Source organism: Pseudomonas sp. P5_152 (assembly GCF_033989915.1).
In the GTDB taxonomy this organism is placed as follows: domain Bacteria; phylum Pseudomonadota; class Gammaproteobacteria; order Pseudomonadales; family Pseudomonadaceae; genus Aquipseudomonas.
In genome coordinates, this window is sequence record NZ_JASFAH010000002.1 from 4,797,996 (window position 1) to 4,824,620 (window position 26,625).

Consider the following 26,625-nt stretch of genomic DNA (forward strand, 5'->3'; position numbering starts at 1 on the left):
GTGAAGCGTGATGGGGGCGCAGTGCACCATAACAATACGTTGACGCCGCTCGGCATCCGTCGGGCGCAGCACTTTCGGGGAAGTAACGATGAAGATGCGACGACTCTTAGGCGCCGGTGCCGTTCTGGCATTGGCGATGGGCTCTACTCTGGCGACAGCCGACAGCAAAACCCTGAGCATCGGCTATGTCGACGGTTGGTCCGACAGCGTGGCGACCACCCATGTGGCGGCGGAAGTGATCAAGCAGAAGCTGGGCTACGACGTGAAACTGCAGGCCGTGGCGACCGGGATCATGTGGCAGGGTGTGGCCACCGGCAAGCTCGATGCCATGCTCTCGGCCTGGTTGCCAGTGACCCATGGTGAGTACTGGGCCAAGAACAAGGACAAGGTGGTCGACTACGGCCCCAACTTCAAGGACGCGAAAATCGGCCTGATCGTGCCGGAGTACGTCAAGGCTGTCTCGATTGCCGACCTCAAGACCGACACTACCTTCAAGAACAAGATCGTGGGCATCGATGCCGGTTCAGGGGTAATGCTCAAGACCGACCAGGCCATCAAGGACTACGGCCTCGATTACAAACTGCAAGCCAGTTCCGGCGCCGCAATGATTGCCGAGCTGACTCGCGCCGAAGACAAGAAAGACTCGATTGCCGTGACCGGCTGGGTGCCGCACTGGATGTTCGCCAAGTGGAAACTGCGTTTCCTTGAAGATCCAAAAGGCGTGTATGGCGCGGCGGAAACCGTCAACAGCATCGGCAGCAAAGGCCTGGAAGCCAAGGCGCCGGAAGTGGCCAAGTTCCTGCACAACTTCCAATGGGCTTCGAAGGACGAAATTGGTGAAGTAATGTTGGCGATTCAGGATGGTGCCAAGCCTGACGCAGCGGCCAAGGACTGGGTCGCGAAACACCCTGAGCGCGTCGCCGAGTGGATCAAGTGATTTGATTCGACGCGTCTAGTCAGCATCTTCCAGGCCCGTTTGGCATTTTTGCCAAGCGGGCCTTTGTGTTTCTGGCGCTAAAGCAGTGGTTTTTATCTGCGGGGCAAATTGGCGAAAGCGACATCTGGTTCTAAGACTAAGGTCGTCTGGAACCTCTCCTTGAGCCGCATAGAGTGGATAACGTTCCAACTAAAATCTGTGCTGCGAGGATAAAAACAATGAACGACAGCATTTACCTCTCGATTCAAAACAGCCCGCGCTTCAAGGAGCTGGTTCGCAAACGAGAAAAGTTCGCCTGGATTCTCTCGGCGATCATGCTTGGGCTGTACTCCGGATTCATTCTTCTGATCGCTTACGGGCCGCACGTACTGGGGGCAAAAATCAGCCCTGAGTCGTCGATCACCTGGGGCATTCCGATTGGTGTGGGGCTGATTGTGTCGGCCTTCATCCTGACCGGTATCTACGTGCGACGCGCCAACGGCGAGTTCGACGATCTGAACAATGCAATTCTGAAGGAGGCCAAGCAATGATCCGGCGTCTATTGGCTCTATTGAGCATTGCAGCGTTCGCGCCGGGTGCCTGGGCGGCTGACGCCCTGACCGGTGAGGTGGCCAAACAGCCGCTGAACATTCCCGCAATCCTGATGTTCGTGGCCTTTGTCGGCGCTACGTTGTGCATCACCTACTGGGCCTCGAAGAAAAACAACTCGGCGGCCGACTACTATGCGGCGGGCGGCAAGATCACCGGTTTTCAGAACGGCCTGGCGATTGCCGGCGACTACATGTCGGCAGCGTCCTTCCTGGGGATTTCCGCGCTGGTGTTCACCTCCGGCTACGACGGCCTGATCTATTCGATCGGCTTCCTGGTGGGCTGGCCGATCATTCTGTTCCTGATCGCCGAGCGTCTGCGTAACCTGGGTAAGTACACGTTTGCCGACGTGGCGTCCTACCGCCTTGGGCAAACCCAGATCCGCACCCTGTCTGCCTGCGGTTCGCTGGTGGTGGTGGCGTTCTACCTGATCGCACAGATGGTCGGTGCCGGTAAGCTGATCCAGTTGCTGTTCGGCCTGGACTACCACGTTGCGGTGATCCTGGTCGGTGTGCTGATGTGTATGTACGTGCTGTTCGGCGGCATGCTGGCGACTACCTGGGTGCAGATCATCAAGGCGGTGCTACTGCTGTCCGGTGCCTCATTTATGGCGCTGATGGTGATGAAACACGTCAACTTCGACTTCAACATGCTGTTCTCCGAGGCGATCAAGGTTCACCCTAAAGGTGAAGCGATCATGAGCCCGGGCGGCCTGGTGAAAGATCCGATTTCGGCGTTCTCGCTGGGTCTGGCTCTGATGTTCGGTACTGCTGGCCTGCCGCACATCCTGATGCGTTTCTTCACAGTGAGCGACGCAAAAGAAGCGCGTAAGAGCGTGCTGTACGCGACTGGCTTCATTGGTTACTTCTACATCCTGACCTTCATCATCGGCTTCGGCGCGATCTTGCTGGTGAGCACCAACCCGGCCTTCAAAGACGCTGCTGGCGCGCTGTTGGGCGGCAACAACATGGCGGCGGTGCATTTGGCCAACGCGGTTGGCGGTAGCATCTTCCTGGGCTTCATCTCGGCAGTGGCGTTCGCGACCATTCTGGCGGTTGTGGCGGGTCTGACCCTGGCCGGTGCTTCGGCGGTGTCCCATGACCTGTATGCCAGTGTGATCAAGAAGGGCAAGGCCAACGAGAAGGATGAGATTCGTGTTTCGAAGATCACCACTATCGCTTTGGCGGTGCTGGCGATTGGCCTGGGTATTCTGTTCGAAAGCCAGAACATTGCGTTCATGGTGGGCCTGGCCTTCTCCATTGCGGCCAGCTGTAACTTCCCGGTGCTGCTGCTTTCCATGTACTGGAAGAAGCTGACGACTCGTGGGGCGATGATTGGTGGCTGGTTGGGTCTGATCAGTGCCGTTGGCTTGATGGTGCTTGGGCCGACCATCTGGGTGCAGATCCTGCATCACGAGAAGGCGATCTTCCCTTACGAGTACCCGGCGTTGTTCTCGATGATTATTGCGTTTGTCGGGATCTGGTTCTTCTCGATCACTGATAAGTCGGCGGCTGCGGACAATGAGCGGGCGCTGTTCTTCCCGCAATTTGTGCGGTCGCAGACTGGGCTGGGGGCGAGTGGGGCGGTTTCGCACTAAGGCTTCAGTGAACTACACATAAGCTGCGTTATACGAAATGCCCCGGTCGAAAGATCGGGGCATTTTTTGTGGGTGCACTCGTACCCCTTTAGGAGCGAGTGCCCGCTTGCGGCCTGCTCGCGATGGACGTCAACGATAACGTTGGCTGTCTGGATGAACGCATTGTCTGGACTTTCATCGCGAGCAGGCTCGCTCCCACAATTGGATCGCGGACAGATCTGCAATCAGGTCGGCTTTAAGGCCGCATCGCTTTGGTTTTTGATTTTCTTGCCACATCGAGGGCATGCCGAGCATTAGCGAGGCACGACCAAAAAAGCTCGGGAAGTGCACAAACAAAAACGGCCTCTATATAAATAGAGGCCGTTCCCGGTGCAACTTAAGACACTATCGCAAGACAGGTCTTATTTGCGGTCTTCCAGCTTGGTAATGTCACGCGACTCGTAGCCGGTGTACAACTGGCGCGGGCGGCCAATCTTGTACGGGCTGGAGAGCATTTCTTTCCAGTGCGAGATCCAGCCGACAGTACGTGCCAGGGCGAAGATCACGGTGAACATGCTGGTTGGAATGCCGATCGCCTTGAGGATGATCCCCGAGTAGAAGTCGACGTTCGGGTACAGCGAGCGTTCGATGAAGTACGGGTCGGTCAGGGCGATCTCTTCCAGGCGCATGGCCAGTTCGAGTTGCGGATCGTTGTTGATCCCCAGTTCCTTCAGTACTTCGTCGCAGGTCTGCTTCATTACAGTCGCGCGAGGATCGCGGTTCTTGTAAACGCGGTGACCGAAGCCCATCAGTTTGAACGGATCGTTCTTGTCCTTGGCCTTGGCGATGAACTTGTCGATGTTCGAGACATCGCCAATTTCGTCAAGCATGGTCAGTACCGCTTCGTTGGCGCCGCCGTGAGCCGGGCCCCAGAGTGCGGCGATGCCGGCAGCGATACAGGCAAACGGGTTGGCACCCGAGGAGCCTGCCAGGCGGACGGTGGAAGTCGATGCGTTCTGCTCGTGGTCGGCGTGGAGGATGAAGATCCGGTCCATGGCCTTGGCGAGTACCGGGCTGATCGGTTTGATCTCGCACGGGGTGTTGAACATCATGTGCAGGAAGTTTTCCGCGTACGACAGGTCGTTGCGCGGGTACATCATGGGTTGGCCCATGGAGTACTTGTAAACCATCGCTGCCAGGGTTGGCATCTTGGCAACCAGGCGGATCGCGGAGATTTCGCGATGCTGCGGGTTATTGATGTCCAGGGAGTCGTGGTAGAAGGCCGAAAGAGCGCCGACTACGCCGCACATGACCGCCATCGGGTGGGCGTCGCGACGGAAGCCGTTGAAGAAGGTCTTCAGCTGCTCGTGAACCATGGTGTGGTTCTTCACGGTGCCGACGAACTGGGCCTTTTGCTCTGCGGTCGGCAGTTCGCCGTTGAGCAGCAGGTAGCAGGTTTCCAGGTAGTCCGACTTTTCAGCCAGTTGTTCGATCGGGTAGCCGCGGTGCAGCAGGATGCCGTTATCGCCGTCAATATAGGTAATCTTCGACTCGCAAGAAGCGGTCGACATGAAACCCGGGTCAAAGGTGAAGCGGCCCGTGGCGGTCAAGCCCCGGACGTCGATAACATCGGGACCAACGGTGCCGGTTAAAATGGGCAGCTCGACGGGGGCTGCGCCCTCGATGATCAACTGCGCTTTTTTGTCAGCCATGTGGCCTCCTATTTATGCTTGAAATCATCAGACAGACCCCCCACGCAGGGCCCGCACCACTATAGTGAGATAAATTCGAATGTCAATTTGCCTAAAGTCTTGCCCCAGAAGGCTTTAACCACACTTTTTCCTCGAAATTGCCTGCCATTTACGCCTTTTATCCTGCTTGCGCAATCAGCTATTAGGGGAAGGTGTTTGCGTTGTCATTAGTAACCTAACTGTCTATACTCGGCAGCCGACCGCCAAGGGCTTTTGGGCCTGTTTTGATGGGGGTCGCATCCCTGGGTGGTGGTTACCTGACCAGTGCACTCCCCAACAACTTTGCCCTGATTGTTAGGGGCTCTTCAGTGTGAAAAAAAAGCCGTGAATAGCCAACGACCTGTAAACCTAGACCTAAGGACCATCAAACTCCCCATCACCGGCGTTACGTCGTTTCTTCACCGTGTTTCCGGCATCATCCTCTTCCTGGGCCTTGGCTTCATGCTGTATGCATTGGGCAAATCCCTGGGTTCCGAGGAAGGTTTCGCCGAGGTGAAGGCATGCTTGACCAGCCCGCTGGCCAAGTTCGTAGCATGGGGCCTCCTGTCCGCTCTGCTGTATCACCTGGTAGCCGGTGTGCGCCACTTGATCATGGATATGGGCATCGGTGAGACGCTGGAAGGCGGCCGCCTGGGCTCGAAAATTATCATCGCCGTTTCCGTGGTGTTGATCGTTCTGGCAGGAGTTTGGATATGGTAACCAGCGTTACGAACCTTTCGCGTTCGGGCCTCTATGACTGGATGGCACAACGTGTGTCTGCGGTCGTTCTCGCGGCTTATTTCATTTTCCTGATCGGGTACCTCGTCGCGAACCCTGGCATTGGCTACGCCCAATGGCACGAGCTGTTCGCAAGCAACTGGATGCGTATCTTCAGTCTGTTGGCCCTGGTGGCCCTGGGCGCTCACGCCTGGGTCGGCATGTGGACCATCGCGACCGACTACCTGACGCCAATGGCGCTGGGCAAGTCCGCGACTGCAGTACGTTTCCTTTTCCAGGCAGTATGCGGCGTTGCGATGTTCGCTTACTTCGTCTGGGGTGTGCAGATTCTCTGGGGTATCTGATTCATGGCTAACATTCCAACGATTTCTTTCGACGCCATCATCATTGGTGGCGGCGGTGCTGGCATGCGCGCAGCGCTGCAACTGGCACAAGGCGGTCACAAGACTGCCGTGATCACCAAGGTTTTCCCGACGCGTTCGCACACTGTATCGGCCCAGGGTGGCATCACCTGCGCCATCGCTTCTGCGGATCCGAACGATGACTGGCGCTGGCACATGTACGATACCGTCAAGGGTTCCGACTACATCGGTGACCAGGACGCTATCGAATACATGTGTCAGGAAGGCCCGGCCGCTGTCTACGAGCTGGACCACATGGGTATGCCGTTCTCCCGTACTGAACAGGGTCGTATCTACCAGCGTCCATTCGGCGGTCAGTCCAAGGATTACGGCAAAGGCGGGCAGGCTGCCCGTACGTGCGCCGCTTCCGACCGTACCGGTCACGCGCTGCTGCACACCCTTTATCAGGGCAACCTGAAAGCCGGTACCGTGTTCCTGAACGAGTACTACGCTGTTGACCTGGTAAAGAATGGTCAAGGCGAGTTCGTCGGCGTAATCGCTATCTGCATCGAAACCGGCGAAACCACCTACATCCGTGCCAAGGCCACCGTTCTGGCTACCGGCGGTGCAGGTCGTATCTACGCGTCCACCACCAACGCCCTGATCAACACCGGTGACGGCGTTGGCATGGCTCTGCGTGCTGGTGTTCCGGTACAAGACATCGAAATGTGGCAGTTCCACCCGACCGGCATCGCCGGCGCCGGTGTACTGGTGACCGAAGGTTGCCGTGGTGAAGGTGGTTACCTGATCAACAAGCACGGCGAGCGTTTCATGGAGCGTTATGCTCCGAACGCCAAGGACCTTGCCGGTCGTGACGTGGTTGCTCGCTCGATGGTCAAGGAAATCATCGCTGGCAACGGTTGCGGTCCGAATGGCGACCACGTAATGCTCAAACTCGACCACCTGGGCGAGGAAGTGCTGCACAGCCGTCTGCCAGGCATCTGCGAACTGTCGAAGACGTTTGCCCACGTTGACCCGGTTGTTGCTCCGGTTCCGGTTGTTCCGACTTGCCACTATATGATGGGCGGCGTTCCGACCAACATTCACGGCCAGGCGATCACCCAGAACGACGAAGGCGTGGATCAGATCATTCCAGGTCTGTTCGCTGTAGGTGAAGTAGCTTGCGTATCGGTTCACGGTGCCAACCGCCTGGGCGGCAACTCGCTGCTCGACCTGGTGGTATTCGGCCGCGCTGCTGGCCTGCACCTGGAAAAAGCACTGACCGACGGCATCGAATACGATGAGGCCACCGACGCCAACATCGAAACTGCCCTGGCGCGCCTGTCCGCTCTGAACGAGCGTACTGATGGCGAAGACGTGGCAACCCTGCGTCGCGAGCTGCAAAGCTGCATGCAGAACTACTTCGGTGTGTTCCGTACCGGCGAATACATGCAGAAGGGTATTGCCCAGCTGGCTGACCTGCGCGTGCGCATCGCCAACGTCAAGATCAACGACAAGTCGCAGGCGTTCAACACTGCGCGGATCGAAGCTCTGGAACTGCAGAACCTGCTGGAAGTGGCTGAAGCCACCGCCATCGCTGCCGAAGTACGTAAAGAGTCCCGCGGTGCTCACGCCCGTGAAGACTTCGAAGACCGTGACGACGAAAACTGGCTGTGCCACACCCTCTACTTCCCGGGTGACAAGCGCGTGACCAAGCGTGCTGTGAACTTCTCGCCGAAGACTGTTCCGACTTTTGAACCTAAGATTCGGACTTATTAAGGGTGGCCGCCATGTTGAAAGTCAGCGTTTATCGTTACAACCCTGATCAGGACGCCGCGCCGTTCATGCAGGAATTTTCGGTCGATACCGGTGGTAAAGATCTGATGGTGCTGGACGTGCTGGCCCTGATCAAAGAGCAGGACGAGGGTTTCTCCTATCGTCGCTCTTGCCGTGAAGGTGTTTGCGGTTCCGACGGCATGAACATCAACGGCAAAAACGGCCTGGCGTGCGTTACGCCGCTGTCCGCTGTCGTAAAAGGTAACAAGTTGATCGTTCGTCCTCTGCCAGGTTTGCCGGTTATCCGTGACCTGGTCGTCGATATGAGCATCTTCTACAAGCAATACGAGAAGGTTAAGCCTTACCTGCAGAACGATACGCCGGCTCCGGCCATCGAGCGTCTGCAGTCCCCTGAAGAGCGTGAAAAGCTCGACGGTCTGTACGAGTGCATCCTGTGCGCTTGCTGCTCGACTTCGTGCCCGTCCTTCTGGTGGAACCCGGACAAGTTCCTGGGTCCAGCTGCCCTGCTGCAAGCGTACCGCTTCCTGGCAGACAGCCGCGACACCAAGACGTCCGAGCGTCTGGCTTCACTGGATGATCCGTTCAGCGTATTCCGCTGCCGCGGCATCATGAACTGCGTCAACGTTTGTCCGAAAGGCCTGAACCCGACTAAGGCCATCGGTCACATTCGTAACATGCTTCTGCAAAGCGGCGTGTGATTCAGCAGTAGTAAATGCAGGACCGCTGTACCCGTAGAGGCCAAGGCGCGGGCTTCAACCCGCGCCCTGGCTATAACCAGAGCAGTAGCCCATAAAGCTGCAGCTCTTATTTTGAAGAAATGAGACAAGCAGGGGCATCCGGGCTGGTACCCGGACTATCAGCGTGATCCTAAGTGGCTTGTTTTGGTCGCTGCACTCGGACTTCTGCAAGCTCGCTCGGTGTCTTCGCCGATGGTGTTCCCCTAACCGAGGGTGACCAAGCATGCAAGAAAGCGTGATGCAGCGCATGTGGAACAGCGCCTACCTATCCGGTAGTAACGCTGCCTATGTGGAAGAGCTCTACGAGCTCTACCTGCACGACCCTAACGCTGTGCCAGAAGAGTGGCGCACCTACTTTCAGAAGTTGCCGACAGACGGCAACTCTGCCATCGATGTTTCGCACTCCACAATTCGCGACCATTTTGTGCTGCTGGCAAAGAACCAGCGCCGCGCCCAACCGGTTTCCGCCGGCAGCGTGAGCAGTGAGCACGAGAAGAAGCAAGTTGAAGTGCTGCGATTGATCCAGGCCTACCGTATGCGTGGCCACCAGGCAGCCCAGCTTGACCCGCTGGGGCTGTGGCAGCGTCCTGCACCTGCAGACCTGTCGATCAATCATTACGGCTTGACCAATGCCGATCTTGATACGACCTTCCGTGCCGGCGACCTGTTCATCGGCAAAGAGGAAGCGAGCCTACGCGAAATTCACGAAGCGTTGCAGCAGACATATTGCCGCACCATCGGCGCTGAATTTACGCACATCACCGATTCCGAGCAGCGCCAGTGGTTCCAGCAGCGTCTGGAAAGCGTGCGTGGCCGTCCGACTTATTCCGCGGACATCAAGGGCCACCTGCTCGAGCGCGTGACCGCCGGTGAAGGCCTGGAAAAATACCTGGGCACCAAATACCCGGGTACCAAGCGTTTCGGTCTGGAAGGCGGCGAAAGCCTGATCCCGATGCTCGACGAGCTGATCCAGCGTTCCGGTTCCTACGGCACCAAGGAAATCGTCATTGGCATGGCCCACCGTGGCCGTCTGAACGTGCTGGTCAACACCTTCGGCAAGAACCCGCGCGAGCTGTTCGACGAGTTCGAAGGCAAGAAGAAGGTCGAGCTGGGTTCCGGTGACGTTAAATACCACCAGGGCTTCTCGTCCAACGTGATGACCACCGGCGGTGAAGTTCACCTGGCCATGGCGTTCAACCCGTCCCACCTGGAAATCGTTTCCCCGGTGGTCGAGGGTTCGGTTCGCGCCCGTCAGGATCGTCGCAACGACCCAACCGGTGAGAAGGTTCTGCCGATCTCGATCCACGGTGATGCGGCATTCGCCGGTCAAGGCGTGGTGATGGAAACCTTCCAGATGTCGCAGACCCGCGGTTTCAAGACCGGCGGCACCGTGCACATCGTGATCAACAACCAGGTCGGTTTCACCATCAGCAACCCGCTGGACTCGCGTTCCACCGAGTACGCTACCGACGTTGCGAAAATGATCCAGGCGCCGATCCTCCATGTGAATGGTGATGATCCGGAAGCCGTATTGTTCGTGACCCAGTTGGCCATCGACTACCGCATGCAGTTCAAGCGTGACGTGGTGATCGACCTGGTCTGCTACCGTCGTCGCGGCCACAACGAGGCCGACGAGCCAAGCGGCACCCAGCCGATCATGTATCAGCAGATCACCAAGCAGCGCACCACCCGTGAGCTGTATGCCGATCGCCTGACTCAAAGCGGTGTGCTGGACGCAGAGCGTGTGCAGTCGAAAATCGACGAATACCGCAACGCACTGGACAACGGCCTGCATGTTGTAAAAAGCCTGGTCAAAGAGCCGAACAAAGAGCTGTTCGTGGACTGGCGTCCGTATCTGGGCCATGCCTGGACTGCGCGTCACGACACTCGCTTCGACCTCAAGACCCTGCAGGAACTGTCCGCCAAGCTGCTGGAAATTCCAGAAGGCTTCGTGGTTCAGCGCCAGGTTGCGAAAATCTACGAAGACCGTCAGAAGATGCAAGCCGGCGGCCTGCCGATCAACTGGGGTTACGCCGAAACCATGGCGTACGCGACCCTGGCGTTCGAAGGTCACCCGATCCGCATGACGGGTCAGGACATCGGTCGCGGTACGTTCTCGCACCGTCACGCTGTCTTGCACAACCAGAAAGACGCGGGGACCTACATCCCGCTGCAGAACCTGTACGAAGGCCAGCCACGTTTCGACCTGTACGATTCGTTCCTGTCCGAGGAAGCCGTACTGGCGTTCGAATACGGTTACTCGACCACCACGCCTGACGCGCTGGTGATCTGGGAAGCCCAGTTCGGCGACTTCGCCAACGGTGCCCAGGTGGTTATCGACCAGTTCATCACCAGTGGCGAGCACAAGTGGGGCCGTCTGTGCGGTCTGACCATGCTGCTGCCACACGGTTATGAAGGTCAGGGTCCTGAGCACTCCTCGGCACGTCTGGAGCGTTACCTGCAACTGTGCGCCGAGCACAACATTCAGGTAGCTGTACCGACTACGCCGGCTCAGATCTACCACTTGCTGCGCCGTCAGGTGATTCGCCCGCTGCGCAAGCCATTGATCGTACTGACACCGAAGTCGCTGTTGCGTCACAAGCTGGCCATCTCGACCCTGGAAGACCTGGCCGAAGGTTCGTTCCAGACCGTTATCCCGGAAATCGATGCCCAAGACCCGAAAAAGGTCGAGCGCATTGTTCTGTGTAGCGGCAAGGTCTACTACGACCTGCTGGAAAAACGCCGTGCCGAAGGCCGTGACGATATCGCCGTCGTGCGTCTCGAGCAGCTGTATCCATTCCCTGAGGACGACTTGAACGAAGTCCTGGCGCCTTACACCAACCTCAAGCATATCGTTTGGTGTCAGGAAGAGCCGATGAACCAGGGTGCCTGGTACTGCAGCCAGCACCACATGCGTCGCATCGTTGGCAATCACAACAAGGCACTCGTCCTCGAGTACGCCGGTCGTGAGGCCTCCGCTGCACCGGCTTGTGGTTATGCATCGATGCACGCTGAGCAGCAGGAAAAACTGCTGCAAGACGCCTTTACTGTTTAACGCCTTCGCGCACCTGAAACCGAATTTAAGGAACCACAGACAATGGCTATCGAGATCAAAGCCCCCACTTTCCCGGAATCGGTTGCCGATGGCACCGTTGCCACCTGGCACAAGCAACCGGGCGACGCGGTCAAGCGCGACGACCTGATCGTCGACATCGAAACCGATAAAGTCGTACTGGAAGTGTTGGCTACCGCTGATGGCGTACTGGGCGCTATCGTCAAGAACGAAGGCGACACCGTTCTGTCCGACGAAATCCTGGGCTCCATCGAAGCGGGCGGCGTTGCTGCCGCTCCTGCCGCGGCTCCTGCTGCTGCCGCTCAAGCCGCTGCCCCGGCTGCTGCTGGCGAAGACGATCCTGTTGCTGCTCCAGCTGCGCGCAAGCTGGCTGAAGAGAACGGCATCAACATCGCTTCCGTTGCCGGTACTGGCAAAGGCGGTCGTGTGACCAAGGAAGACGTGGTTGCAGCCGTTGCTGCCAAGAAAGCCGCTCCGGCTGCCGCGCCTGCCAAGGCTGCTGCTCCGGCCGCCGCTGCTCCTGTATTCGCTGCTGGCGATCGCATCGAGAAGCGCGTTCCAATGACCCGCGTGCGTGCCACCGTGGCCAAGCGTCTGGTTGAAGCTCAGTCGAACATGGCGATGCTGACTACTTTCAACGAAGTCGACATGACCGAAGTCATGGCACTGCGTTCGAAGTACAAGGATCTGTTCGAGAAGTCCCACAACGGCGTACGCCTGGGCTTCATGTCGTTCTTCGTGAAAGCGGCTACCGAAGCGCTGAAACGCTTCCCGGCTGTCAACGCTTCGATCGACGGTGCAGACATCGTTTACCACGGCTACGCCGACGTCGGTGTTGCTGTTTCCAGCGACCGCGGCCTGGTGGTTCCGGTTCTGCGTAACGCCGAACTGATGAGCCTGGCTGAAATCGAAGGCGGCATCGCCACCTTCGGCAAGAAAGCCCGTGACGGCAAACTGTCGATGGACGAAATGACCGGTGGTACGTTCACCATCACCAACGGTGGTACTTTCGGTTCGATGATGTCGACTCCGATCGTCAACCCGCCGCAAGCAGCGATCCTGGGCATGCACAACATCCTGCAGCGTCCTATGGCGATCAACGGTCAAGTGGTAATCCGTCCGATGATGTACCTGGCTCTGTCCTACGATCACCGTCTGATCGATGGCAAAGAAGCTGTGACTTTCCTGGTGACCATCAAGAACCTGCTGGAAGACCCGGCTCGTCTGTTGCTGGATATCTGATAGAAGCAGCCGCGAGCTGCAGGCTTCAGGCTGCTGGTTAACGGCAGTCTGGCTTGTGGCCCGCGGCTTCAGGCTTTTCGCTAAAGAGGATTTTTTTCAATGTCGCAGAAATTTGACGTAGTAGTGATCGGTGCCGGCCCTGGCGGCTATGTAGCAGCTATCAAGGCCGCTCAACTGGGTCTTTCGACGGCCTGCATCGAGAAGTACACCGACAAGGAAGGCAAACTGGCTCTGGGCGGTACTTGCCTGAACGTCGGCTGCATTCCATCCAAGGCGCTGCTGGACAGCTCCTGGAAATTCCACGAAGCACAAGACGGCTTCGCGATCCACGGTATCAACCACGCTGGCGTGACCATGGACGTTCCAGCAATGGTCGGCCGTAAAGCCAACATCGTCAAAGGCCTGACCTCGGGTGTTGCCACCCTGTTCAAGGCCAACGGCGTGACCTCGATCCAGGGCCACGGCAAACTGCTGGCTGGCAAAAAAGTCGAAGTCACCAAGCCTGACGGTTCGGTAGAAATCATCGAAGCCGAGAACGTGATCCTGGCTCCAGGTTCGCGTCCAATCGACATTCCACCGGCTCCGGTTGACCAGAACGTGATCGTCGATTCGACTGGCGCCCTGGAATTCCAAGCTGTGCCAAAACGTCTGGGCGTGATCGGCGCTGGCGTGATCGGCCTGGAACTGGGTTCTGTATGGTCGCGCCTGGGCGCTGAAGTGACTGTCCTGGAAGCCCTGGACACCTTCCTGATGGCTGCTGACGCCGCCGTTTCCAAGGAAGCACTGAAAACCCTGACCAAACAAGGTCTGGACATCAAGCTGGGCGCTCGCGTAACCGGTTCCAAGGTCAACGGCGAAGAAGTAGTCGTGACCTACACCGACGCCAAAGGCGAACAGACCATCACCTTCGACAAGCTGATCGTAGCCGTTGGTCGCCGTCCGGTGACCACTGATCTGCTTTCCGCTGATTGCGGCGTGACCCTCGACGAGCGCGGTTTTGTGCACGTCGACGATCACTGCGCGACCACCGTACCGGGCGTATACGCGATCGGCGACGTGGTTCGCGGCATGATGCTGGCTCACAAGGCCTCGGAAGAGGGCATCATGGTTGTCGAGCGCATCAAGGGCCACAAAGCCCAGATGAACTATGACCTGATCCCTTCGGTTATTTATACTCACCCGGAAATTGCATGGGTCGGTAAAACCGAGCAGGCCTTGAAAGCTGAAGGCGTTGAAGTTAACGTCGGCACTTTCCCGTTCGCAGCCAGTGGCCGTGCCATGGCAGCCAACGATACCGGCGGTTTCGTCAAAGTGATCGCCGATGCCAAGACTGACCGCGTATTGGGCGTCCACGTGATTGGCCCAAGCGCTGCAGAACTGGTCCAGCAGGGCGCAATCGGCATGGAATTCGGCACCAGCGCTGAAGACCTGGGCATGATGGTCTTCTCCCATCCGACCCTGTCCGAAGCCTTGCACGAAGCAGCTCTGGCAGTGAATGGCGGCGCCATTCACATCGCCAACCGCAAGAAGCGTTAAGACAATAAGAAACCACGGCGGTATGGCCCGTCGTGAGCCTTGCATGCAAGACTCACCGCGGAATATCCGCTGGACGCAGTCTTGCGTAGCCTAGGCTACGCAAGCAGCAGTCACAGGTGGTGCGGCACTCAACAGTGCAGCACCGAATGCGCAGTACCTAACGAAGACGGTAATAAGCATGAATCTTCACGAGTATCAGGGTAAGCAGCTGTTCGCTGAGTACGGCCTGCCAGTATCCACCGGTTACGCGGTAGACACCCCGGAAGCAGCAGCAGAAGCTTGCGACAAAATCGGCGGCAGCGAGTGGGTTGTCAAAGCCCAGGTCCACGCCGGTGGTCGCGGTAAAGCGGGCGGCGTAAAGCTGGTTCGCAGCAAAGAAGACGCTAAGGCATTCGCACAGCAGTGGCTGGGCAAGCGTCTGGTGACTTACCAGACTGACGCCAATGGTCAGCCAGTCACCAAGATCCTGGTTGAATCGTGCACTGATATCGCTAAAGAGCTGTACCTGGGCGCTGTCGTTGACCGTTCGAGCCGTCGCATCGTGTTCATGGCTTCCACCGAAGGTGGCGTGGACATCGAGAAAATCGCTCACGACACTCCAGAAAAAATTCTGAAAGCCACTATCGATCCACTGGTTGGCGCTCAGCCATTCCAGGGTCGCGAGCTGGCATTCCAGCTGGGCCTGGAAGGCAAGCAAGTTGCTCAGTTTGCCAAGATCTTCGTAGGTCTGGCCAAACTGTTCAAGGATCACGACCTGGCTCTGCTGGAAGTGAACCCGCTGGTGATCAAAGCTGACGGCGATCTGCACTGCCTGGACGCGAAGATCAACATCGACGCCAACGCCATGTACCGTCAGCCTAAGCTGAAGACTTTCCACGATCCGTCGCAAGACGATCCGCGCGAAGCGCACGCTGCCAAGTTCGAACTGAACTACGTAGCGCTGGAAGGCAACATCGGTTGCATGGTCAACGGTGCTGGCCTGGCCATGGGTACCATGGACATCGTCAACCTGCATGGCGGCAAACCAGCCAACTTCCTCGACGTGGGCGGCGGTGCTACTAAAGAACGCGTTACCGAAGCGTTCAAGATCATCCTGTCCGACACTAACGTCGCTGCAGTACTGGTCAACATCTTCGGCGGCATCGTTCGTTGCGACATGATTGCCGAAGGCATCATCGGCGCTGTGAAAGAAGTCGGCGTGAAAATCCCGGTTGTTGTTCGCCTTGAAGGCAACAACGCTGAGCTGGGCGCTAAAGTACTGGCAGAAAGCGGTTTGAACATCATCGCTGCTACCAGCCTGACCGACGCTGCTCAACAAGTTGTCAAAGCTGCGGAGGGCAAGTAATGAGCGTCCTGATCAATAAAGACACCAAAGTTATCTGCCAGGGTATTACCGGTTCGCAAGGTAGTTTCCACACCCAGCAAGCCATCGAGTACGGCACCAAGATGGTTGGTGGTGTAACTCCAGGCAAAGGCGGCACCGAGCACCTGGGTCTGCCAGTGTTCAACACCGTGAAAGACGCCGTAGCTGCCACTGGCGCTACCGCCAGCGTGATCTACGTTCCGGCTCCTTTCTGCAAGGACTCGATCCTGGAAGCTGCTTTCGGCGGCATCAAGCTGATCGTGTGCATCACCGAAGGCATTCCTACCCTGGACATGCTGGACGCTAAAGTTAAGTGCGACGAGCTGGGCGTAGTCCTGATCGGCCCTAACTGCCCAGGCGTGATCACCCCAGGCGAATGCAAGATCGGCATCATGCCAGGTCACATTCACTTGCCAGGCAAAGTCGGTATCGTTTCCCGTTCCGGCACCCTGACCTACGAAGCTGTGAAGCAGACTACTGACGCCGGTTTCGGTCAGTCGACTTGCGTCGGCATCGGTGGTGACCCGATCCCGGGTTCGAACTTCATCGACATCCTGAAGCTGTTCCAGGAAGACCCGAAGACCGAAGCGATCGTGATGATCGGCGAGATCGGCGGTTCGGCTGAAGAAGAAGCGGCTGCCTACATCAAGGCACACGTGACCAAGCCGGTTGTTTCCTACATCGCTGGTGTGACTGCTCCTCCGGGCAAGCGCATGGGCCATGCTGGCGCAATCATCTCTGGCGGCAAAGGCACTGCAGACGAGAAGTTTGCTGCCCTGGAAGACGCAGGCGTGAAAACCGTGCGTTCGCTGGCAGACATCGGCAAGGCTTTGTCCGAGCTGACCGGTTGGGCTGTCAAGTAAGCCTCGCGCTTAGCTGACGCTTTACCAGACAAAGGCCACCTTCGGGTGGCCTTTGTCATTTCCGGGATTTGTGTTGACCGTGCGGACGCCATCGCGAGCAAGCTCGCTCCCACAGGGATTTGTAGTGCACATTCGATTTGATTCACACCGCAAAAACTGTGGGAGCGAGCTTGCTCGCGATGACGGACTTACAGGCACCAACCATTTATATGCAAAAACGCGACACGAAAATGTCGTAGATCGGAATGTTCGCCCTCTAACAGTGCGTTTCTGGTCAAAATTCGTTAGGCTACGTGCCATTTTTGCGTCCGCTGCCCACAAGGCGGCAACGCGCTAAAAGGGTTGGTCTTATACGGACCGACAGCATTTCCCTCACCCATCAGGGAAATCCCTCTCTAAATTCCGATTCAGTAGTGTGGTATTTCCTTAATGAAAGTGTTGAAAGGCCAGGACATTCTGGCACTTGGTTTTATGACGTTTGCCCTGTTCGTCGGGGCCGGCAACATCATCTTCCCGCCTATCGTCGGTTTGCAGGCCGGACCACATGTCTGGATGGCGGCGCTGGGTTTTCTGATTACCGCGGTAGGTTTGCCGGTGATCACCGTTGTCGCGCTGGCCAAGGTCGGGGGGGCGATGGACGCCCTGAGCAGTCCGATCGGTAAAGTCGCTGGTGGCATACTGGCGGCTGCCTGCTACCTCGCCGTGGGCCCGCTGTTTGCCACCCCGCGTACCGCCACCGTGTCCTTTGAAGTGGGCCTGGCGCCACTGACCGGCGAAAGCCCGCTGGCACTGTTCCTCTACAGCTCGGTGTACTTCCTGCTGGTGTTCTTCATTTCCCTGTACCCGGGTCGCCTGCTGGACACCGTGGGTCGTTTCCTCGCCCCCCTGAAGATCATTGCCCTGGCAGTGCTCGGGATCGCCGCGTTCGCCTTGCCGGCCGGGGATATCGGGCACGGCACGCCAGAATACGTGGCGGCACCGTTCTCCCAGGGCTTCATCAATGGTTACCTGACCATGGATACCCTGGGCGCCCTGGTGTTCGGCATCGTTATCGTCAATGCCATTCGCTCCCGTGGCGTCGAGTCGCCTGCGCTGATTACCCGGTACGCGATCATTGCCGGGCTGATTGCCGGCGTGGGCCTGGCCCTGGTGTATGTCAGCCTGTTCCGTCTCGGTTCCGGCAGTCATGAAGTGGCTGTCGGCGCGACCAATGGCGCGGCGGTATTGCACGCTTACGTGCAGCACACCTTCGGTTCGCTGGGCAGTGGTTTCCTGGCGGTGCTGATTTCGCTGGCGTGCCTGGTGACCGCGGTCGGCCTGACCTGTGCCTGTGCCGAGTACTTCAGCCGTGTCCTGCCACTGTCCTACAAGACCCTGGTGATCATCCTCGCGGCATTCTCCCTGCTGGTGTCCAACCTGGGCCTGACCAAGTTGATTGCGTTCTCGATCCCGGTCCTGACCGCGATCTACCCGCCGTGCATCGTGCTGGTGGCCCTGAGCTTCTGCAAAGACTTCTGGCACGAGCACAGCCGCATCCTCGGTCCGGTGATGCTGGTGTCGTTCCTGTTCGGCCTGATCGACGCGCTCAAGGGCGCTGGCCTGGCTGACTGGATGCCGACTCAACTGACCCACTTGCCGCTGGCCGAGCAAGGCCTGGCATGGCTGGTGCCGTGCGTCTTCACCCTGGTGGTAGCGGTGGCCTGCGACCGCCTGTTGGGCAAGCGCGACGAAGCCCTGGCGTAACTGACGCCGCCCGTCACAAGCGGGCTGGCGCGAAACACCGAAATGCCCCGTATCGATCGATGCGGGGCATTTTTTATGGGCGCATAGCCGTGCCTTTTTCCCTGAGTTAACGTCGAACATCTAACTTGCAGGAACATGGCATGCCCGCGATGACGATCTCCAGGACGGCATCGCGGGCAAACCATGCTCCTGCGGGTTTAATCAACGTCTCCAGGGAATTACATGTCGTTCATCCATGCCAATCTGATCCATCTGCTGGCCGCGCTCTGGTTTGTCATCTGCTGGGGTGGCTACACCCGTTATGCCAGCTGGAAGGGGCGCGACACGGCGTGCCTGGCCAGCGTATTGCACCTGTACCGTGAAGACTGGATGCGCCGCATGCTGCTGCGCGACAACCGCATTGCCGACGCCAGCGTGATTGGCAATCTGGAGCGCAACGCGTCGTTCTTTGCCTCCAGCACCCTGATTATTCTCGCCGGTATTCTCACGGTACTCGGCGCATCCGAGCGCGCGGTGTCGTTGCTGGCAGATATTCCGATGGTGCAGCAGGCCTCCCAGGGCATGTCGGAGATCAAGTTGCTGTGCCTGGCGCTGGTATTTGTCTATGCCTTCTTCACGTTCAGTTGGTGCATGCGCCAGTACAACTTCGCCGCGATCCTGGTGGGCTCGGCGCCCATGGTTGGTGAGCGCCATGTCTCGGAGCAGGAGCGCAAGGCATTTGCCGCGCGGGCGGCGCGGGTGATTTCGATGGCCGCCAACCAGTTCAACTTCGGCCTGCGTTCTTACTACTTCGGCATGACCATGCTGGCCTGGTTTGTCAGCCCCTGGTTGTTCATGTCGATGAGTGCCGGGGTGGTGTTTGTGTTGTATCGCCGGGAGTTTCATTCCGACGTTCTAGAGGTCATGGTCTATACCCCTACTGAGGCGCCATTGCCCGAGGCCAATAAAGAGGTGAGCTGATGAGTATTGCGTTCTGGTGCGTATTGATCAGTGCCTTGCTGATTTTTGTCGCGCGTGTGCCGGTGACCAAGGCCATGAAAGAGCAGGGCGGCTACAACAATCACCTGCCGCGCCAGCAACAGGCGCAGTTGAGCGGCTTGGGTGCCCGGTCGCTGGCGGCCCACCAGAACAGTTTTGAGGCGTTCATCCTGTTTGCGGTGGGGGTGTTGATGGCGCACACCACGCAGACGGCGGGATGGCTGATCGACGGGCTGGCAATGGTCTTCGTGATTGCCCGGGTGATCTATTTGCTGTGCTACTGGGCGGACCTTCCCTGGCAGCGCAGCCTGGTGTGGTGTATCGGCCTGGTCTGTTCATTGCTGCTGATGCTCAGCCCGACATTCAAGAGCGTGCTGCTCTAATACGTTTGCAACGCGCACAATAAAGCCCGCACTTGGCGGGCTTTATTGTGCAGCGCTAAAACCATTAATTGGTTTTTGGAGCGGCTTCTTCGGCAGCGGCTTTGTTCGATTCAGCCTGAGCTTTGGCAGCTTCGGCGTTTTCTTTCGCAGCGTCGTTCACTTTATCCTGAGCTTTGCTCATGTCCTGCTGAGCTTGCTCGGCATGTTTGGTAGCATCTTGAGCTTTGTCCTCGGATTTTTTATCGCAGGCAGCGAGACCGAGGGAAGCGGTCAACATCAAGGCAATAGCTAAAGTCTTACGCATGGGGTGTTTCTCCTTATGGAAAATATCTACTTGGCCTTTCGAGCACAGCCTGAGGGGTTAAGTTCCATGTTTCCCACAGATATATAAGTTTATTCTTGTGGGAACTTTTCCTTACGTCCATAACAGCTAAGCAACAACACTAATCAGAGCCTATAGCGAATGTCGGATAACCCCATTTTTGAGCGTGCGATGCGCTTTTTATCGGCCCTGCGTCATTGTCAGGTCCTCGGTTTGCATGTGCACAGCGCCAGCCAGGAAGGGATGACCATCACCTTGCCCTACAGCCCGCAAATCGTCGGTAATCCGCAGACCGGGGTGATTCACGGTGGCGCCATTACCTCCCTGATGGACACCGCCTGCGGCATGGCCACCCTGTGTGTGCTGCCGGAGTTCGAAGTGTGTCCGACCCTCGACCTGCGCATCGACTACATGCACCCGGCCGAACCCCACAAGGATGTGTACGGCTTTGCCCAGTGCTACCGGGTGACCACCGATGTGATCTTTACCCGCGGCTTTGCCTATCAGGACGATCCGCAGCAGCCAATCGCCCATGTAGTCGGGACGTTCATGCGCATGGGCAAAGGGATCAAGGGTACCAAGGGCTTCGGCGGTTCGATGAGTGGTGGGCAACAATGAACGATGACTTCAAGACCCAATTGCAGCAGGCCCACGAGCGTGGCGACTATGCCTCGCTGCTGCACCTGATCCCGTACGCCAAGCTGATTGGCGTCGAATGCTCGCGCCTGGGCGATGAGTTGCTGTTTCGCCTGCCGGCGAACAAGGACAACATTGGCAACCCGCTATTGCCGGCAATTCACGGCGGGGTGATTGCAGGTTTCATGGAGCTGGCTGCAGCCCTGCACCTGGTGGTGTTCACCGGCTCGCCGGGAGTGCCGAAGATCATCGACTTTTCCCTCGACTACCTGCGTGCCGGGCAGTTTCGCGATACCTATGCCAAATGCCAGGTGTGTCGGCAGGGGCGGCGCGTCGCCAACGTGGCGATAACCGCGTGGCAGAGCACTGAAGCCGAACCGATTGCCACGGCGCGGGCGCATTTCAAGATCGAGGAAACACCCAGCCCTTGAAATCCTCGGTGGCGCCCCCAACTTGAATGACATCCCGCCGCCACCCTTCAGGGCGCGGCCACTGCCATCCAATCGGAGTTTGATGACCATGAGCGTGGAAACTCAAAAGGAAACCCTGGGCTTCCAGACCGAGGTAAAGCAACTGCTGCACCTGATGATCCATTCGCTGTACTCCAACAAGGAAATTTTCCTTCGCGAACTCATCTCCAACGCCTCTGACGCTGTCGACAAATTACGTTTCGAAGCCCTGTCCAAGCCTGAGTTGCTGGAAGGCGGCGCGGAACTGAAAATCCGTGTGAGCTTCGACAAAGACGCCAAGACCGTCACCCTCGAAGACAACGGCATCGGTATGAGCCGCGAAGATGCGATCACGCATCTGGGCACCATCGCCAAGTCCGGCACTGCTGATTTCATGAAACACCTGACGGGCGACCAGAAGAAAGATTCGCACCTGATCGGTCAATTCGGCGTGGGTTTCTACTCCGCGTTCATCGTTGCCGACCAGGTTGAAGTGTTCAGCCGTCGTGCCGGCCTCGCCGCGAGCGAAGGCGTGCACTGGTCGTCCAAGGGCGAAGGCGATTTTGAAGTCGCGACCATTGAAAAAGCCGATCGCGGTACCCGTATCGTCCTGCACCTGAAATCCGCTGAAGACGAGTTCGCCGATGGCTGGCGCCTGCGCAACATCATCAAGAAGTACTCCGACCACATCGCGCTGCCGATCGAACTGCCGAAGGAAGTCACGGCGGCCGAAGGTGAAGAGCCGCCTGCGGTTGAATGGGAAACCATCAACCGTGCCAGCGCGCTGTGGACACGTCCGCGTACCGAGATTAAGGACGAGGAATACCAGGAGTTCTACAAACACATCGCCCACGATTTCGAGAATCCGCTGAGCTGGAGCCACAACAAGGTCGAAGGCAAGCTGGAATACAGCTCGTTGCTCTACGTGCCGGCCCGTGCTCCGTTCGACCTGTACCAGCGTGAAGCGCCTAAAGGCCTGAAGCTGTACGTGCAGCGGGTGTTCGTCATGGACCAGGCGGAGTCGTTCCTGCCGCTGTACCTGCGTTTCGTCAAGGGTGTGGTCGATTCCAACGACCTGTCGCTGAACGTGTCGCGGGAAATCCTGCAGAAAGACCCGATCATCGATTCGATGAAGTCGGCGCTGACCAAGCGCGTGCTGGATATGCTGGAAAAACTGGCGAAGAACGATCCTGAGCAATACAAAGGCTTCTGGAAAAACTTCGGCCAGGTGATGAAAGAAGGCCCGGCCGAAGATTTCGCCAACAAAGAGAAGATCGCTGGCCTGCTGCGCTTTGCCTCTACCCAGGGTGAAGAGGGCGAGCAAGTGGTTTCCCTGGCCGAGTACCTGGCACGCGCCAAGGAAGGCCAGGACAAGATCTACTACCTGACCGGCGAAACCTACGCACAGGTCAAGAACAGCCCGCACCTGGAAGTCTTCCGCAAGAAAGGCATCGAAGTGCTGCTGCTGACCGATCGCATCGACGAGTGGTTGATGAGCTACCTCAGCGATTTCGACGGCAAGAGCTTTGTCGACGTGGCGCGTGGCGACCTGGACCTGGGTAACCTGGATTCGGCCGAGGACAAGCAAGCGGCGGAAGAAGTCGCCAAGTCCAAGGAAGGCCTGGTTGAGCGTCTGAAAACTGCGCTGGGTGACGCTGTTGCCGAGGTGCGGGTTTCCCATCGCCTGACCGATTCGCCGGCGATCCTGGCCATCGGTGAGCAGGACCTGGGCCTGCAGATGCGTCAGATCCTTGAAGCCAGCGGGCAGAAGGTTCCGGACTCCAAGCCGATCTTCGAATTCAACCCGGCTCACCCGCTGATCGAGAAGCTCGACGCGGAGCAGAGTGACGAGCGGTTCGGTGATCTGTCGCACATCCTGTTCGATCAGGCGGCCCTGGCGGCCGGCGACAGTCTCAAGGATCCGGCCGCTTATGTGCGCCGGCTGAACAAGCTGCTGGTTGAGCTGTCGGTGTAAACAGGTTGTAGAAAAACCCGCTTCGGCGGGTTTTTTCATTCTGGCGTTTATTGACGGGAGTGAGTCATGAGTCAAATCACTGTGCGTTCCGTGGTCTATCAGATTGATGGCCAGCCATACGAAAGTCGCCTGGCGTTCGATGCCGCTCACTCAGGTCCGCGTCCGGGCCTGTTGATGGCGCCGAACTGGATGGGCGTTGGTGCGGGTGCCGAGGAGATTGCCAAGGCGGTCGCGGCCAAGGGCTATGTGGTGCTGATTGCCGACCTCTATGGTCAGGCGGTTCGACCGCAGGACAACGATCAGGCGGGGGCGGCGATGATGCCGCTGAAGAATGACCGGCCGTTGCTGCGCAAGCGTATGCAGGTGGCGTTCGAGCAGTTGCAGGGCCAGGGTGAGGCGGCGGTCGATGTCTCTCGGCTGGCGACGTTCGGTTTCTGCTTTGGCGGCTGCTGTGCGTTGGAGTTTGCCCGCACGGGGGCGCCGGTGAAGGCGGCTGTGTCGTTCCACGGTACGCTGGATACGCCGGATGCCAGCGATGCGAAGAACATCAAGGGCTCGGTGTTGGTGCTGCATGGAGCGTCTGACCCGTTAGTGCCCAAGGAGCAGTTGCCGGCCTTCGAGGCTGAGATGAATGCGGCGGGTGTGGATTGGCAGTTGTTGAGTTATGGCGGGGCCTTTCACTCGTTTACCGATCGGCATGCCAATGTGCCGGGGATGATGATGTATGACGCCAAGGTGGCGGGGCGGGCGTTTAGGTCGATGCATGATTTGTTGGATGAGGTGTTTGCGGGGTAGGGGATTGGGGGCATCGCCCTCCGGGTGGATCAAGATCAAAAGCCAGGGCACGGCGACCTACCCGTCGGCCTGCTTTCCTGCGCTGGAATATCTCTGTGGGAGCGGGCTTGCCCGCGATGGCGGCTTGCTCCACACCAAAGCTCTCGGTGTAACCCCCCAATCCTCTCGCAGCTGCCGAGCCCGCGAGGCTGCGTTCGAGGACGCAGTCCTCGCAGTGCATCCCACAAAAAAACCTGCCTGCTTCAGCCTTTGCCTTTGGGTAATTCAATTCTCTCGCTTTCCCCCGGAACACTTGGCCAGTCACCTGCTGCCCAGCGCCGGCGCGCTTCTTCGATGGCGCTCGGGTCGCTGGCAACGAAGTTCCAGTTGATCCGGCGTGGGCCGTCCATGGGGGCGCCGCCGAAGAGGATGGCGTGACAGTCGCTATCGGCGAACAGGGTCATTGTTTCGCCGCTTGGCAGGTTCACCAGCGTGTGGGGTTCGATGGGCTGGTCGTTGAGCTGGGCGTCGCCGCTGAGGACGTAGAGCGCGCGTTCTGTGTGTTCGGTGGGGATCAGCAGGGTGGTCGCGGTTTGCAGTTGCAGTTCCGCGTACAGGGTCGGGGAGAGTACGGGGACCGGGGACTCAAGGCAGAAGCCGGTGCCGGCGATCATGCGGATTTTTACTCCCAGGTTATCGCTGACCGGCAGACTGGCGGCCGGGTGGTGGCTGTAGTGGCCTGGGCCTTGTTCGTGTTCCTTGGGCGAGGCCAGCCAGATTTGCAGGCCGTGCATGGTGAAGTCCTGGTCCCACAGCTCGGCGGGCGTGCGTTCGACGTGGGCGATGGCGCTGCCGGCGGTCATCCAGCTGACGTCACCGGCCTGGACGAGTTGCTCGGAGCCCAGGCTGTCCTTGTGCAGGAGTTGGCCTTCGAACAGGTAGGTCAGGGTCGACAGACCGATGTGCGGGTGTTGGCGGATGTTCATGCCGTGGCCGGCCGGGTAGCGGGTGTGGAGCATGTGGTCGAAAAACACGAAGGGCCCGACACTGCGGCATTTGGCCGAGGGCAGCGGGCGCAGGATCGGCTGGCCTTCGACCTCTTCGGGGCGCGGGCGGATCACGAGCGGAGCGGTCATGGGGTATTCCAGGCTGTACGAAAGATGCCGTTGAGCATAACCCGCACAGCCGGCACTTGCCGCTATTGGCTGAAGGCGCCTTCGGAAAGGTGGGTTTCGATGCTCACTTCGCTGGTGGTCATCAGCTTGTGGATCGGGCAGCGATCGGCCACCCGGTGCAGTTCGTCACGCTGGGCATCGGTGAGCACGCCCTTGAGGGTCAGTTTGACGTGCAGGGCGTACTTGCCTTTCTGCTCTTCGCTGTTGTCGTGCTTGACCTCGACCGTGACGCCGGTCAGCGGGATGCCTTTTTTCTGCGCGTACAGCTTCAGGGTCAGCGCCTTGCACGCCCCGAGAGCGGCGTCGAAGTAGTCGTGGGGCTCAGGCGCGGAGCCTTCGCCGCCTGCGGATACCGGGACATCGGCAAACAGTTCATGCTCATCGATCTGCACGCTGTGGCGAAAACCTTCACTGGATTCAGTATTGACGGTAATGGTCATGGGTTACCTCTCTGGCAGTGGGAGACGACGGAAAAACACCTTGCAGTTATAGAGCATTCGCGCAATCAGGCGTTCCACTTTCTTTATGGCTGAACCCTTGGGCGTGGCGCGGGGTCTATCCTGTTCATCTGTTGGGGAGTGCGCGCGTGTCTTTGAAACCCTGGAATACTGCCTGGCTGCTGGTGCTGCTCAGCGGGCTGGCGGACGCCCGTGAGTACGCCTATAGCGATGCACACCTGCACTATGTGGATTTTTTCCAGGAAACCGCCGGCATGCCGAAACTGCTCAAGGCGATGGCGGACAATCGCATCGAGCATGTGATGATTTCCGGGGTCCCGGTGGCGAAGAAGTGGCATGAAGACGAGCCCAAGCGCCCGCGTTATTACGCCGGGGATGATGCCGATGCCTACTGGTACAGCGCCACTGATGTGATTGTCGCCGCCGCGGTGAACAAGCTGAGCCCCGAGCAGCGCCAACAGTTTCATCCGTTCCTCTCAGGTTTCAACCCCAACGACAAGAACTCTGCAGCGCATATCCAACGCATGCTCGACCTCAATCCCGGCTTGTGGCAGGGCATAGGCGAGGTGTTTACCCGGCATGACGACTTGACCGCACTGACCTCCGGCGACACGCCGCGAGCGAACAACGAGGCCATGACGCGGATTTACCACTTGGCGGCGGAGAACGACTTGCCGGTGCTGGTGCATTCCAACATCACTTCCAAGCGCGAGAAAAACCCGCTGTACCTGGCCGAGATCGAAGAGCCGCTGCGCAATCATCCCCATACCCGGTTTATCTGGGCGCACGCTGGCACCAGCCTGGAAATCCATCGGCATCAAACCCAGCTGGATTTCCTGCTGCCGACCCTGACGCGGCTGCTCGAAGCGTACCCCAATCTGTTCATCGACCTGTCCTGGAGCGTGCTCACGCCTTATCTGCTGGATGAGGCGGGGCAACCTCGCCCGGAATGGGTAAGCCTGGTGACGCGCTTCCCTGAGCGTTTCATGCTGGGTTCCGACGTGGTCGGGCGCTTCAAGACCCTGGGCAAACAGATGCACGGCTTTACCCCCTTTCTTGATGCCTTGCCGCCCGAGGTCGCGCGTCGGGTGGCGCGAGACAACTTCCTGGCGGTCCTGCCGCGTACGGTGACGCAAGGGGCGCGCTGAGTGGCGGTTTGTCATCAGCCTGTCACCCGGGTGTCATACCCTCGCGCCCATCTCAATCAAGGA

At 58.5% G+C, this 26,625-nt stretch carries 24 protein-coding genes; 20 read left to right on the forward strand and 4 right to left on the reverse strand.

What is annotated here, in order from left to right; translation table 11 throughout:
• Nucleotides 1–88 precede the first annotated feature (88 nt).
• The 3 genes from QMK50_RS21770 to QMK50_RS21780 all read left to right on the forward strand — a co-directional run bounded on the left by QMK50_RS21770 (nt 89) and on the right by QMK50_RS21780 (nt 3,122).
• Nucleotides 89–937: a glycine betaine ABC transporter substrate-binding protein gene (locus tag QMK50_RS21770; RefSeq protein WP_095172027.1), complete on the forward strand. Its 849-nt coding sequence runs from the start codon at nt 89–91 to the stop codon at nt 935–937.
• A 218-nt stretch (nt 938–1,155) separates the two neighbouring features.
• A complete protein-coding gene (locus QMK50_RS21775) occupies nt 1,156–1,467 on the forward strand; it encodes a DUF485 domain-containing protein (RefSeq protein ID WP_095143815.1) in 312 nt (103 codons plus the stop codon).
• Entirely contained in the window at nt 1,464–3,122 is a 1,659-nt protein-coding gene (locus QMK50_RS21780; RefSeq protein ID WP_320333925.1) for a cation acetate symporter, read from the forward strand. Before QMK50_RS21775 ends, QMK50_RS21780 begins: the two co-directional genes overlap by 4 nt.
• A 401-nt stretch (nt 3,123–3,523) precedes the next feature.
• On the opposite strand, the gene gltA is transcribed toward QMK50_RS21780, so the two are convergent.
• Nucleotides 3,524–4,813: a citrate synthase gene (gene gltA, locus QMK50_RS21785; protein WP_095167530.1), complete on the reverse strand. Its 1,290-nt coding sequence runs from the start codon at nt 4,811–4,813 to the stop codon at nt 3,524–3,526.
• Between the two features lie 363 nt (nt 4,814–5,176).
• On the opposite strand from gltA, the gene sdhC reads away from it, so the two are divergent.
• The 12 genes from sdhC to QMK50_RS21845 all read left to right on the forward strand — a co-directional run bounded on the left by sdhC (nt 5,177) and on the right by QMK50_RS21845 (nt 19,625).
• A complete protein-coding gene (gene sdhC, locus QMK50_RS21790; RefSeq protein WP_095167532.1) occupies nt 5,177–5,551 on the forward strand; it encodes a succinate dehydrogenase, cytochrome b556 subunit in 375 nt (124 codons plus the stop codon).
• Nucleotides 5,545–5,913 (forward strand): succinate dehydrogenase, hydrophobic membrane anchor protein, encoded by a 369-nt coding sequence (sdhD, locus tag QMK50_RS21795; RefSeq protein ID WP_003446906.1) that lies wholly within the window; start codon nt 5,545–5,547, stop codon nt 5,911–5,913. The genes sdhC and sdhD overlap by 7 nt, the downstream gene beginning before the upstream one ends.
• A gap of 3 nt (nt 5,914–5,916) precedes the next feature.
• Nucleotides 5,917–7,689 carry a succinate dehydrogenase flavoprotein subunit gene (sdhA, locus tag QMK50_RS21800; RefSeq protein ID WP_095167533.1) on the forward strand — a complete coding sequence of 591 codons (1,773 nt, stop codon included), beginning with the start codon at nt 5,917–5,919 and terminating at the stop codon, nt 7,687–7,689.
• Between the two features lie 11 nt (nt 7,690–7,700).
• Nucleotides 7,701–8,405: a succinate dehydrogenase iron-sulfur subunit gene (locus QMK50_RS21805; protein WP_046032887.1), complete on the forward strand. Its 705-nt coding sequence runs from the start codon at nt 7,701–7,703 to the stop codon at nt 8,403–8,405.
• A gap of 262 nt (nt 8,406–8,667) precedes the next feature.
• On the forward strand, nt 8,668–11,499 hold the full coding sequence (locus QMK50_RS21810; protein WP_095167535.1) for a 2-oxoglutarate dehydrogenase E1 component: 2,832 nt from the start codon (nt 8,668–8,670) through the stop codon (nt 11,497–11,499).
• 42 nt (nt 11,500–11,541) lie between these two features.
• Nucleotides 11,542–12,759, forward strand: a complete 1,218-nt coding sequence (gene odhB / locus QMK50_RS21815; protein WP_095167536.1) for a 2-oxoglutarate dehydrogenase complex dihydrolipoyllysine-residue succinyltransferase — start codon at nt 11,542–11,544, stop codon at nt 12,757–12,759.
• Nucleotides 12,760–12,858: 99 nt separating this feature from the next.
• The gene (gene lpdA / locus QMK50_RS21820; RefSeq protein WP_095167538.1) at nt 12,859–14,295 is read left to right on the forward strand and encodes a dihydrolipoyl dehydrogenase; all 1,437 of its coding nucleotides are present in this window, start codon (nt 12,859–12,861) and stop codon (nt 14,293–14,295) included.
• Between the two features lie 178 nt (nt 14,296–14,473).
• Nucleotides 14,474–15,640: an ADP-forming succinate--CoA ligase subunit beta gene (gene sucC / locus QMK50_RS21825; RefSeq protein WP_007919879.1), complete on the forward strand. Its 1,167-nt coding sequence runs from the start codon at nt 14,474–14,476 to the stop codon at nt 15,638–15,640.
• Nucleotides 15,640–16,521 carry a succinate--CoA ligase subunit alpha gene (gene sucD / locus QMK50_RS21830; protein ID WP_053156820.1) on the forward strand — a complete coding sequence of 294 codons (882 nt, stop codon included), beginning with the start codon at nt 15,640–15,642 and terminating at the stop codon, nt 16,519–16,521. The genes sucC and sucD overlap by 1 nt, the downstream gene beginning before the upstream one ends.
• Nucleotides 16,522–16,950: 429 nt before the next feature.
• Nucleotides 16,951–18,264 carry a branched-chain amino acid transport system II carrier protein gene (brnQ, locus tag QMK50_RS21835; RefSeq protein ID WP_095167539.1) on the forward strand — a complete coding sequence of 438 codons (1,314 nt, stop codon included), beginning with the start codon at nt 16,951–16,953 and terminating at the stop codon, nt 18,262–18,264.
• Nucleotides 18,265–18,486: 222 nt separating this feature from the next.
• Nucleotides 18,487–19,224 carry a DUF599 domain-containing protein gene (locus QMK50_RS21840; RefSeq protein WP_095167541.1) on the forward strand — a complete coding sequence of 246 codons (738 nt, stop codon included), beginning with the start codon at nt 18,487–18,489 and terminating at the stop codon, nt 19,222–19,224.
• Complete coding sequence (locus tag QMK50_RS21845; protein WP_095167543.1) at nt 19,224–19,625, forward strand: MAPEG family protein; 402 nt, start codon at nt 19,224–19,226, stop codon at nt 19,623–19,625. Before QMK50_RS21840 ends, QMK50_RS21845 begins: the two co-directional genes overlap by 1 nt.
• Nucleotides 19,626–19,689: 64 nt before the next feature.
• On the opposite strand, the gene QMK50_RS21850 is transcribed toward QMK50_RS21845, so the two are convergent.
• On the reverse strand, nt 19,690–19,929 hold the full coding sequence (locus tag QMK50_RS21850; RefSeq protein ID WP_095167544.1) for a hypothetical protein: 240 nt from the start codon (nt 19,927–19,929) through the stop codon (nt 19,690–19,692).
• A 159-nt stretch (nt 19,930–20,088) separates the two neighbouring features.
• Here QMK50_RS21850 and QMK50_RS21855 point away from each other — a divergent pair, with 159 nt between their 5' ends.
• The 4 genes from QMK50_RS21855 to QMK50_RS21870 all read left to right on the forward strand — a co-directional run bounded on the left by QMK50_RS21855 (nt 20,089) and on the right by QMK50_RS21870 (nt 23,802).
• Nucleotides 20,089–20,565: a PaaI family thioesterase gene (locus QMK50_RS21855; protein ID WP_095167546.1), complete on the forward strand. Its 477-nt coding sequence runs from the start codon at nt 20,089–20,091 to the stop codon at nt 20,563–20,565.
• Nucleotides 20,562–21,014 carry a PaaI family thioesterase gene (locus QMK50_RS21860; RefSeq protein WP_095167548.1) on the forward strand — a complete coding sequence of 151 codons (453 nt, stop codon included), beginning with the start codon at nt 20,562–20,564 and terminating at the stop codon, nt 21,012–21,014. The genes QMK50_RS21855 and QMK50_RS21860 overlap by 4 nt, the downstream gene beginning before the upstream one ends.
• Nucleotides 21,015–21,102: 88 nt before the next feature.
• Nucleotides 21,103–23,007 (forward strand): molecular chaperone HtpG, encoded by a 1,905-nt coding sequence (htpG, locus tag QMK50_RS21865; RefSeq protein WP_159994452.1) that lies wholly within the window; start codon nt 21,103–21,105, stop codon nt 23,005–23,007.
• Nucleotides 23,008–23,073: 66 nt separating this feature from the next.
• Nucleotides 23,074–23,802, forward strand: coding sequence for a dienelactone hydrolase family protein (locus tag QMK50_RS21870; protein ID WP_320333926.1), 729 nt, complete (start codon nt 23,074–23,076; stop codon nt 23,800–23,802).
• A 242-nt stretch (nt 23,803–24,044) separates the two neighbouring features.
• On the opposite strand, the gene QMK50_RS21875 is transcribed toward QMK50_RS21870, so the two are convergent.
• On the reverse strand, nt 24,045–24,917 hold the full coding sequence (locus QMK50_RS21875) for a pirin family protein (protein ID WP_320333927.1): 873 nt from the start codon (nt 24,915–24,917) through the stop codon (nt 24,045–24,047).
• Between the two features lie 62 nt (nt 24,918–24,979).
• A complete protein-coding gene (locus QMK50_RS21880) occupies nt 24,980–25,396 on the reverse strand; it encodes an OsmC family protein (protein ID WP_095167553.1) in 417 nt (138 codons plus the stop codon).
• 146 nt (nt 25,397–25,542) lie between these two features.
• Between QMK50_RS21880 and QMK50_RS21885 the strand changes: the two genes are divergently transcribed.
• Entirely contained in the window at nt 25,543–26,562 is a 1,020-nt protein-coding gene (locus QMK50_RS21885) for an amidohydrolase family protein (protein WP_320333928.1), read from the forward strand.
• The last annotated feature ends 63 nt before the right edge of the window (nt 26,563–26,625 follow it).

Coding starts and splice junctions, on each gene's coding strand:
- QMK50_RS21770 (WP_095172027.1), top strand. CDS start 89: ATGAAGATGCGACGACTCTTAGGCGCCGGTGCCGTTCTGGCATTGGCG.
- QMK50_RS21775 (WP_095143815.1), top strand. CDS start 1,156: ATGAACGACAGCATTTACCTCTCGATTCAAAACAGCCCGCGCTTCAAG.
- QMK50_RS21780 (WP_320333925.1), top strand. CDS start 1,464: ATGATCCGGCGTCTATTGGCTCTATTGAGCATTGCAGCGTTCGCGCCG.
- gltA (WP_095167530.1), bottom strand. CDS start 4,813: ATGGCTGACAAAAAAGCGCAGTTGATCATCGAGGGCGCAGCCCCCGTC.
- sdhD (WP_003446906.1), top strand. CDS start 5,545: ATGGTAACCAGCGTTACGAACCTTTCGCGTTCGGGCCTCTATGACTGG.
- sdhA (WP_095167533.1), top strand. CDS start 5,917: ATGGCTAACATTCCAACGATTTCTTTCGACGCCATCATCATTGGTGGC.
- QMK50_RS21805 (WP_046032887.1), top strand. CDS start 7,701: ATGTTGAAAGTCAGCGTTTATCGTTACAACCCTGATCAGGACGCCGCG.
- QMK50_RS21810 (WP_095167535.1), top strand. CDS start 8,668: ATGCAAGAAAGCGTGATGCAGCGCATGTGGAACAGCGCCTACCTATCC.
- odhB (WP_095167536.1), top strand. CDS start 11,542: ATGGCTATCGAGATCAAAGCCCCCACTTTCCCGGAATCGGTTGCCGAT.
- lpdA (WP_095167538.1), top strand. CDS start 12,859: ATGTCGCAGAAATTTGACGTAGTAGTGATCGGTGCCGGCCCTGGCGGC.
- sucC (WP_007919879.1), top strand. CDS start 14,474: ATGAATCTTCACGAGTATCAGGGTAAGCAGCTGTTCGCTGAGTACGGC.
- sucD (WP_053156820.1), top strand. CDS start 15,640: ATGAGCGTCCTGATCAATAAAGACACCAAAGTTATCTGCCAGGGTATT.
- brnQ (WP_095167539.1), top strand. CDS start 16,951: ATGAAAGTGTTGAAAGGCCAGGACATTCTGGCACTTGGTTTTATGACG.
- QMK50_RS21840 (WP_095167541.1), top strand. CDS start 18,487: ATGTCGTTCATCCATGCCAATCTGATCCATCTGCTGGCCGCGCTCTGG.
- QMK50_RS21845 (WP_095167543.1), top strand. CDS start 19,224: ATGAGTATTGCGTTCTGGTGCGTATTGATCAGTGCCTTGCTGATTTTT.
- QMK50_RS21850 (WP_095167544.1), bottom strand. CDS start 19,929: ATGCGTAAGACTTTAGCTATTGCCTTGATGTTGACCGCTTCCCTCGGT.
- QMK50_RS21855 (WP_095167546.1), top strand. CDS start 20,089: ATGTCGGATAACCCCATTTTTGAGCGTGCGATGCGCTTTTTATCGGCC.
- QMK50_RS21860 (WP_095167548.1), top strand. CDS start 20,562: ATGAACGATGACTTCAAGACCCAATTGCAGCAGGCCCACGAGCGTGGC.
- htpG (WP_159994452.1), top strand. CDS start 21,103: ATGAGCGTGGAAACTCAAAAGGAAACCCTGGGCTTCCAGACCGAGGTA.
- QMK50_RS21870 (WP_320333926.1), top strand. CDS start 23,074: ATGAGTCAAATCACTGTGCGTTCCGTGGTCTATCAGATTGATGGCCAG.
- QMK50_RS21875 (WP_320333927.1), bottom strand. CDS start 24,917: ATGACCGCTCCGCTCGTGATCCGCCCGCGCCCCGAAGAGGTCGAAGGC.
- QMK50_RS21880 (WP_095167553.1), bottom strand. CDS start 25,396: ATGACCATTACCGTCAATACTGAATCCAGTGAAGGTTTTCGCCACAGC.